The sequence below is a fragment of the Streptomyces sp. NPDC054956 genome, from assembly GCF_053609185.1.
Genome location: NZ_JBSGXB010000339.1, coordinates 1 through 7,611, shown reverse-complemented (window position 1 = coordinate 7,611; position 7,611 = coordinate 1). Strand labels below are relative to the sequence as shown.

The 7,611-nt window shown below is 71.2% G+C and carries 6 protein-coding genes; 4 read left to right on the top strand and 2 right to left on the bottom strand.

Annotated elements, in window-relative coordinates:
* The 3 genes from ACWGDE_RS33335 to ACWGDE_RS33325 all read left to right on the top strand — a co-directional run.
* A partial coding sequence (locus ACWGDE_RS33335; RefSeq protein WP_453392790.1) for a metallophosphoesterase occupies positions 1–1,014 on the top strand: 1,014 nt, incomplete at its 5' end.
* Complete coding sequence (locus tag ACWGDE_RS33330; RefSeq protein ID WP_453392789.1) at positions 1,014–2,336, top strand: MFS transporter; 1,323 nt, start codon at positions 1,014–1,016, stop codon at positions 2,334–2,336. The genes ACWGDE_RS33335 and ACWGDE_RS33330, both read left to right, overlap by 1 nt.
* Positions 2,333–3,373, top strand: a complete 1,041-nt coding sequence (locus tag ACWGDE_RS33325) for a TolB family protein (protein WP_453392788.1) — start codon at positions 2,333–2,335, stop codon at positions 3,371–3,373. The genes ACWGDE_RS33330 and ACWGDE_RS33325 overlap by 4 nt, the downstream gene beginning before the upstream one ends.
* A 9-nt stretch (positions 3,374–3,382) precedes the next feature.
* Here the strand turns inward: ACWGDE_RS33325 and ACWGDE_RS33320 are convergent, their stop codons facing one another.
* Together ACWGDE_RS33320 and argG are read right to left on the bottom strand one after the other, a co-directional pair.
* Entirely contained in the window at positions 3,383–4,669 is a 1,287-nt protein-coding gene (locus ACWGDE_RS33320; protein ID WP_453392787.1) for a phospholipase D-like domain-containing protein, read from the bottom strand.
* Positions 4,670–4,767: 98 nt separating this feature from the next.
* The gene (argG, locus tag ACWGDE_RS33315; RefSeq protein WP_453392786.1) at positions 4,768–6,216 is read right to left on the bottom strand and encodes an argininosuccinate synthase; all 1,449 of its coding nucleotides are present in this window, start codon (positions 6,214–6,216) and stop codon (positions 4,768–4,770) included.
* A 134-nt stretch (positions 6,217–6,350) separates the two neighbouring features.
* Here argG and ACWGDE_RS33310 point away from each other — a divergent pair, with 134 nt between their 5' ends.
* Positions 6,351–7,610 (top strand): Gfo/Idh/MocA family protein, encoded by a 1,260-nt coding sequence (locus tag ACWGDE_RS33310; protein WP_453392785.1) that lies wholly within the window; start codon positions 6,351–6,353, stop codon positions 7,608–7,610.
* The last annotated feature ends 1 nt before the right edge of the window (position 7,611 follow it).

The following is a 7,611-nucleotide window of genomic DNA, read 5'->3' as shown; positions in this document are numbered from 1 at the left end:
GTCTACCGGGTCGAGATCTCCGCCGACGGGTCCACCTGGACCCGCCTCGCCAACGAGACGGCCGGCAACGGCGGCGTCGACGACTGGACCGGCCTGTCCGGCAAGGGTCGTTACCTGCGCGTGTACGGGACCGCCCGCGGCACCTCGTACGGCTACTCGCTGTACGAGGTCGAGGTGTACGGCACCATCGGCGGCGGGGAGCCCCCGCAGACCGGTGCCTTCACCGTCGTGGCCGCCGGTGACATCGCCGCCCAGTGCACCGCCTCCGACAGCGCCTGCGCGCACCCCAAGACCGCCGCCCAGGCCCAGAAGATCAACCCGAAGTTCTATCTGACGATGGGCGACAACCAGTACGACGACGCCCGGATCTCCGACTTCCGCAACTACTACGACAAGTCCTGGGGCGCGTTCAAGGACAAGACCCGTCCGGTGCCCGGCAACCACGAGACGTACGACCCGGCGGGCTCCCTGGCCGGCTACAAGGCGTACTTCGGCTCGATCGCCTACCCCCAGGGCAAGAGCTACTACAGCTTCGACGAGGGCAACTGGCACTTCATCGCCCTCGACTCCAACTCCTTCGACCAGAAGGCCCAGATCGACTGGCTCAAGGCCGACCTCGCCGCGAACGGCAAGTCCTGCATCGCCGCCTACTGGCACCACCCGCTGTACTCCTCGGGCGGCCACGGCAACGACCCGGTCAGCAAGCCGGTCTGGAACATCCTGTACGGCGCCAAGGCCGACCTCGTGCTCAACGGGCACGACCACCACTACGAGCGGTTCGCCCCGCAGGACGCCAACGGCAAGGCCGTGTCCGACGGGATCACCGAGATCGTCGGCGGCATGGGCGGCGCCGAGCCGTACGACATCGAGACCGTCCAGCCCAACAGCCAGAAGCGGATCAGCGGTCAGTACGGGGTCCTGAAGATGGACTTCACCGACTCGGGCTACAGCTGGAGCTACGTCGGCACCGACGGAAGCATCAAGGACACCAGCCCGAAGTACACCTGCCACTGATGTACCTGGCGACCACAGGCCGCCGGGACACGCCGGCCCCGCCCCGTTCCCACGGGGAGGGCCGGCGCCTTCCCGGCACCGTCCTGGCACTCGGCACGGTCAGCCTCGTCACCGACATCTCCTCCGAGATGGTCACGGCGGTGCTGCCGCTCTACCTCGTCCTCGGACTCGGTCTCTCCCCCCTCCAGTTCGGCTTCCTCGACGGCCTCCTCGGCGGCGGCGCCTCGGTCGTCCGGCTCCTCGGCGGGCACTTCGCCGACCGGGGCCACCGCTACAAGCGCGTCGCGGGCATCGGTTACGCCCTCTCCGCGTGCTCCCGGCTCGGCCTGCTGCTCGCGGGCGGCGCCACCGCCGGAATCACGGCGTCCCTGGCCGCCGACCGGATCGGCAAGGGAATCAGGACGGCCCCCCGCGACGCCCTGATCACCCTCAGCAGCCATCCCGACGAGCTGGGCCGGTCCTTCGGAGTGCACCGGGCCATGGACACCGCCGGAGCCCTGCTCGGTCCGCTCGCCGCCTTCGCCCTGCTCTGGGCGACGGCCGACGCGTACGACGCCGTGTTCTTCACCAGCTTCTGCGTCGGACTGCTCGGCGTCCTGCTCCTCGTCCTCTACGTTCCCGGGCGCCACCCGGCGCTCCCCACGGCCCCGGCTCCGCGCGCCCGCAAGGCGTTCGCCACCTTCGCCGCGCTGCGCGACCCCGCCTTCCGGCGGATCCTCGCGGCCGCGGCCCTGCTCGGCGCCGCCACCATCGGCGACGCCTTCCTCTACCTCCTGCTCCAGCGCCGGCTCGGGATCTCCGCTGCCTGGTTCCCCCTGCTGCCGCTCGGCGCGGCGGCGGGCTACCTGCTGCTGGCCGTCCCGGTCGGCCGGCTCGCGGACCGGATCGGACGCAGGCGGCCGTTCCTGTACGGGCACCTCGCGCTGCTCGGGGCGTACCTCGTCCTGCTCGTCCCCGCCGGCGGTCCGGCCGCGCTCCAGCTCGTGCCCGTACTCGTCCTGCTCGGCGTCTTCTACGCCTGCACCGACGGGGTGCTGATGGCCCTGGCCGGTCCGCTGCTGCCCGCCGAGGGCCGGGCGGGCGGGCTCGCCCTGCTCCAGACCGGCCAGGCGGTGGCCCGGATGCTCGCCGCGGCGGGCTTCGGCGCCGCGTGGACGGTGTGGGGGCCGCGGCCCGCGCTCTGGGCCGCCGCGGCCGTGCTGCTGGCCGCGCTGGCGGGCGGCCGGGCCCTGCTCCCCCGCGACCCGGCCGCCGACCCGTCCCGCGACCCGGCCCCCGGGAAGACGCCCGACACCCCCACCACCGAGAGGCGGACCGGATGACCACGAGGCTCCCCAGGCCCACGCTCCCGCTCGGCCGCAGGGCCCGTACCGCGGTCGTGGCGGCCGCGCTGGTCCTGCTGACCGGCGGATCCGTCGGGTACGGACTGCACGCCGGAGCCCGGCAGGACGACCGGGCGGGCTCCGCGTCCGCCGACGCCGGCTTCACGCTGGACGGGCCCGCCCTGTACTTCCGGGACTCCGAGACGGGACGGGTCGCGCACCGGCCGCTCCCCCCGCGGGAGGGCGGCGCCGCGGCCACCGCCGGCACCGCGGCCACCGGCGGTCCCGCCTGCGACCGGTTCCACACCGCCGGGGACAGCGCCCTGTGCCTGCGCGCCGAGCCGGGGGTGCTGCCGAAGACGTACGCCCTCGTCCTGGACCGGAAGCTCCAGGAGGTGCGCCGCATCTCCGTGCCGGGCGTGCCGACCCGGGCCCGCGTGTCCGCCTCCGGGCAGATGCTGGCGTGGACGGTGTTCGCCACCGGCGACTCCTACGCCACGACGGCCTTCTCCACCAGGACGGCCGTCCTCGACCTGCGCACCGGATACCTCGTCAAGTCCATCGAGGAGATCCCCCTGACCCTCGACGGCGAGCGCTACCACGCCCCCGACGTCAACTACTGGGGGGTGAGCTTCGCCCGGGACGACAACCGCTTCTACGCGACCGTGTCCACCAAGGGGCACACGTACCTCATCGAGGGGAACATGAAGGACTGGTCGGCGAAGACGCTGCGGCAGAACGTCGAATGCCCCTCCCTGTCGCCGGACGACACCCGGCTCGCCTTCAAGAAGAAGGTGTCCGACGATCCGTCCGCGCCCTGGCGGCTGTTCGTCCTGGACCTGCGGACCATGACCGAGACCCCGCTCGCGGAGACGCGCAGCGTCGACGACCAGGCGGCCTGGCTGGACGACGGCACGCTCGCCTACGCACTGCCGGGCGCGGACGGACGGCCCAGCGACGTCTGGACCGTCCCCGCGGACGGCACCGGCACGCCCACTCTGGCCGTGCCGGGCGCGTCCTCGCCCGTCGCTCGCTGAAAGCGCGTCCTACTGGTCGGCGGCGGTCCGCTGGGTGCGGAAGTTCTCCCGGTAGGCGTCGTGCACGTCGGCGTCCTCGTACTTCAGGAGCGCCTCGTCGTTGCTCGTCAGCCCCATGCCCGTATAGGGGTGGCTGCCGGTGAAGACGATCTTCTGATTCCTCAGACCCTTGTAAGTGCCTTCGACGAGGAGGTACTTGGAGTGGGTGGAGGTGCCGCCCTGCGCGTCGTCGTTCAGCTGGTGCAGGGAGATGCCGCCGAACTTGGTGGGCTTGGCCAGCTGGTCGGCGATCGCGGTGCCGGTGTTGTCGAGGTGGCGGTAGACGATGTCCACGTAGCAGCCCGCGTCGTCGAGCTCCCACAGCTTCTTGGCCACCTCGATGCGGGTGATCTGGTGCATGGCGATCCGGATCACCGTACGGCCGTCGGCCGTGCCGAACCCGTCGGTGTTGCCGTAGCAGGCGGCGCTGCCTTCGACCGGATTGTCCACCGTGTTCAGGATGTTGAGGACCGGGTCCGAGGCGGACCGGGGGAAGAAGTAGGCCTTGGCCTTGCCCGCCTGGTACTCCGTGGACAGGTCGGAGACCTGCAGGGAGGGATCCGCCTGAGCGGCGGCCAGCCGGCCGAAGTAGCCGGCGTAGGCGTCGAACAGTTCCTTGTTGTCCGCCACGGTCAGGGCGTCGTTCCACGCCTTCTGGCGGTCCCACGGAGTCTGGTTCATCGACGTCTGCACCACGACGTTGTCCACCGGGACCGTGCCGGAGGAGCTGCCGGTGGTGCGGGAGAACAGGTAGAACTTGTTGTGGTTGTTGCTGTACGCGCTGTCGTTCGGGTTGGGGTCCTTGGCCAGGCAGGCCTGCCGGTCGCCGCAGACGCGGACCCACGAGTTCCCGGAGGTCTGGGTCTTGACCGCGAGGCCCTCGGCGAGCTTCGTGTAGGACGGGCCGCCCGCGTAGTGCTTGAGGCTCTCGCTGTCCAGCAGCACCTGGACGTTGACCCCGCGCAGGTGCGCCGCGTTCAGCCGGCCCACGAGCCAGTCGGAGCCGAAGACGTAGGAAGAGATCTTGATGTCGGAGCCGGTCACGGCCCCGTCGATCAGGCGGGAGAGGTGACCGAAGATCACGTCCTGCTTCGCCGGGTCGCTCGGGTCGTTGAACAGTGCGCCCGTGGTGACGAGCGGGGCGGCCCCGGCGGCCGGCTGCGTCGCGGCGGCCGCGACGCCGGGTGCGGCGGCGCAGACGACCGAACCGAGTATGAGGGCGGTGGCAGCCGTCATCACGTTTTTGATCTTTGTCATGTTCCGCACCCTACTGAAGACCCGCCCCGCCGACGGCGACGGGCCGGTGCACCGTGATCGGTGCACCGGCCCGTCGGCCGATCGGTGGGGCGTACCTGCTAGTCGGTGCCGAACTCCATCGCGGCGCGGTCCAGCAGTTCCTCGTCCGCGGAGACCTCGCCCCGGGAGGCGATGGCCTCGGCGCCGCCCTCGGGCATGGCGCCGATCAGGCCGGTACCGGGCGCCTGGGTGGCGCCGACCAGCTCGGGGTGGGCGGTGCCGACGATGCCGAGGCCGGCGTACTGCTCCAGCCGGGCGCGCGAGTCGGCGATGTCGAGGTTGCGCATCGTGAGCTGGCCGATCCGGTCCACCGGGCCGAACGCCGAGTCCTCGGTGCGCTCCATCGAGAGCTTGTCCGGGTGGTAGCTGAACGAGGGGCCCGTGGTGTTGAGGATCGAGTAGTCCTCGCCGCGCCGCAGCCGCAGGGTCACCTCGCCGGTGACGGCCGAGCCGACCCAGCGCTGCAGGGACTCGCGGACCATCAGCGCCTGCGGGTCCAGCCAGCGGCCCTCGTACATCAGCCGGCCGAGGCGACGGCCCTCGTTGTGGTACTGGGCGAGGGTGTCCTCGTTGTGGATCGCGTTGACGAGGCGCTCGTACGCCGCGTGCAGCAGCGCCATGCCGGGGGCCTCGTAGATGCCGCGGCTCTTGGCCTCGATGATCCGGTTCTCGATCTGGTCGGACATTCCGAGGCCGTGGCGGCCGCCGATCGCGTTGGCCTCCATTACGAGGTCGACGGCGGAGGCGAACTCCTTGCCGTTGATCGTCACCGGGCGGCCCTGCTCGAAGCCGATGGTCACGTCCTCGGTGGCGATCTCCACCGACGGGTCCCAGAACCGGACGCCCATGATGGGTTCCACGGTCTCCACGCCGGTGTCGAGGTGCTCCAGCGTCTTGGCCTCGTGGGTGGCGCCCCAGATGTTGGCGTCGGTCGAGTAGGCCTTCTCGGTGCTGTCCCGGTACGGCAGGTCGTGGGCGACCAGCCACTCCGACATCTCCTTGCGCCCGCCGAGCTCGGTGACGAAGTCGGCGTCGAGCCACGGCTTGTAGATGCGCAGGTGGGGGTTGGCCAGCAGGCCGTAGCGGTAGAACCGCTCGATGTCGTTGCCCTTGAAGGTCGACCCGTCGCCCCAGATCTGGACGCCGTCCTCGAGCATCGCCCGCACCAGCAGCGTGCCGGTCACGGCGCGGCCGAGGGGCGTGGTGTTGAAGTAGGCGCGGCCGCCCGAGCGGATGTGGAACGCACCGCAGGCGAGCGCGGCCAGGCCCTCTTCGACGAGCGCCGCCCGGCAGTCGACCAGGCGCGCGATCTCGGCGCCGTAGGCCTTCGCACGGCCGGGCACCGAGGCGATGTCCGGCTCGTCGTACTGGCCGATGTCGGCGGTGTAGGTGCAGGGGACGGCACCCTTGTCGCGCATCCACGCGACCGCGACGGAGGTGTCGAGGCCGCCGGAGAAGGCGATGCCGACGTGCTCGCCGACGGGCAGAGAGGTGAGAACCTTAGACATGGGAAGAGTATGCATCAGGACACATGTTTATGCAAAACCGGGTCCGCGTACGCGCGTGGCCGCGGTTCCGCCCCTTCCGCGAGAACGATGAAAGCGCTTTCTGCACCGGTGTGCGACCGGTAGCCTGCCGGGGCATGACACCTCTGTCCCTGATCGTCGTCGGTGCGGGCGACCGCGGCACCGGTCACGCCCGGTGGGCGCTGCGCCATCCCGAGCGAGCCAAGATCGTCGCCGTCGCCGAGCCGCGTCCGGTGCGGCGTCTGCGCTTCGCGGCCGAGCACGGCATCGCCGCCGAGGAGGCGGTCGAGGACTGGCGGGAGCTGGCCGCGCGCGGCCGGATCGCCGATGCCGTGCTGATCTGCACGCAGGACCGGCTGCACCTGGAGCCCGCCCTGGCCTTCGCCGGACTCGGCTACCACATCATGCTGGAGAAGCCGATGGCGCTGGACGAGCCGTCGTGCCGCGCCATCGTCGACGCCGTCGAGAGGGCAGGGGTGATCCTCGCCGTCGGCCACGTCCTGCGCTACACCCCCTACACCCGGGCGTTCAAAGAGGTGCTCGATTCCGGGCGGCTCGGCGACGTCGTGAGCGTCCAGCACACGGAACCGGTCGGCCACTGGCACCAGGCGCACTCCTTCGTCCGCGGCAACTGGCGCCGTACGGACGAGGCCACCTCCATGCTGATGGCCAAGTCCTGCCACGACCTGGACTGGCTCCAGTACGTCGTGGGACAACCGCCGGCCCGCGTTGCGAGCTTCGGCCGCCTCTCCCACTTCACCGCCGCCAACCGCCCCGCCGGCGCCGCCGACCGCTGCCTGGACTGCTCCGTCGAAGACCGCTGCGCCTTCTCCGCCCGGCGCATCTACGGAGAACGGCTGGCGGCGGGGGACCACGGCTGGCCCCTGTCCGTGGTCGTGGACGATCCGACCGAGGAAGCCCTGGAAGCGGCTCTGCGGTCCGGCCCGTACGGCCGCTGCGTCTACGCCTGCGACAACGACGTGGTGGACCATCAGGTCGTGTCCATGGAGTTCGCCGATGGCACGACCGCCACCTTCACCATGACCGGCCTCAGCCGGATGGCCAACCGGCGCACCACGGTCTTCGCCACCCGCGGCGAACTGCACGGCGACGGCACCACCCTGCGCCTCCACGACTTCCTCACCGGCCGCGACGAGACCATCGACACCACCCCCAAGGGCGACATGTCAGCCGCCGGCGGCCACGGAGGAGGCGACGCCGGGCTGATGGACGCCTTCGTCACGGCCGTCGCGACCGGAGACGCCTCCCTGGTCCGCTCGGGTCCCCGCGAATCCCTCCTCAGCCACCTCACGGTCCTCGCCGCCGAACGCGCCCGGCTCTCCGGCACCGTCGAGCAGGTCTCCCCCGGCCCATGAC

Excerpts from the sequence above, each read along its gene's own strand:
- argG (WP_453392786.1), bottom strand. The coding sequence starts at position 6,216 with ATGTCTAAGGTTCTCACCTCTCTGCCCGTCGGCGAGCACGTCGGCATC.
- ACWGDE_RS33310 (WP_453392785.1), top strand. The coding sequence starts at position 6,351 with ATGACACCTCTGTCCCTGATCGTCGTCGGTGCGGGCGACCGCGGCACC.
- ACWGDE_RS33325 (WP_453392788.1), top strand. The coding sequence starts at position 2,333 with ATGACCACGAGGCTCCCCAGGCCCACGCTCCCGCTCGGCCGCAGGGCC.
- ACWGDE_RS33320 (WP_453392787.1), bottom strand. The coding sequence starts at position 4,669 with ATGACAAAGATCAAAAACGTGATGACGGCTGCCACCGCCCTCATACTC.
- ACWGDE_RS33330 (WP_453392789.1), top strand. The coding sequence starts at position 1,014 with ATGTACCTGGCGACCACAGGCCGCCGGGACACGCCGGCCCCGCCCCGT.